The sequence below is a fragment of the Sinomicrobium pectinilyticum genome (genome assembly GCF_003725735.1).
Lineage (GTDB): Bacteria > Bacteroidota > Bacteroidia > Flavobacteriales > Flavobacteriaceae > Sinomicrobium > Sinomicrobium pectinilyticum.
Genome location: NZ_RJTM01000210.1, coordinates 1 through 496, shown reverse-complemented (window position 1 = coordinate 496; position 496 = coordinate 1). Strand labels below are relative to the sequence as shown.

At 42.5% G+C, this 496-nt stretch carries 1 pseudogene; it reads right to left on the bottom strand.

Annotation, left to right across the window (positions count from 1 at the left end):
• Positions 1-496: pseudogene (locus ED312_RS24045) on the bottom strand (hypothetical protein); the annotation flags it as partial.

Genomic DNA, 496 nt, shown 5'->3' with positions numbered 1-496 from the left:
TCCCGTTCGCTTCCACTTCCTTAGCACTGGGAATATCCTTTAAATGGCCTTTTTCTTTGATATGTTGCTCCACTTCCTCTAAAGTGGACAGGTGATAACCTTCTTCAAATACAAAATCGCTCCAGCCGGTTTCTACTTTGATCTCCTTGGCCCGGATGTTGCCGTTGACGGCAAGTTTCCAGCTTCCCGAATAATTTATTGTACCAATACCTAAACTTCCGTCAAAACTTGAAGGCTCACCGTTACCTCTCAATTTTGTATTCCCTCCTAAATCCAGAAAGCCGTATTCTCTGCCGTCATCAAATTTTGCAAGATGGAGATATATTTTTAAGGAATTATCACTTTCCGTAATAGACAGGCCTTTGTGTCTTTCCGATTGATTAATTTGTAAAGGAGTCTGCGGGGTGGTTATACCAATCCCGGTATTTCCAGAAGCCGGAAAAGTATTGGTCTGGGCATAAAAAGTAAAAGGGAGTAGCAGGAACAAAACCCCCAC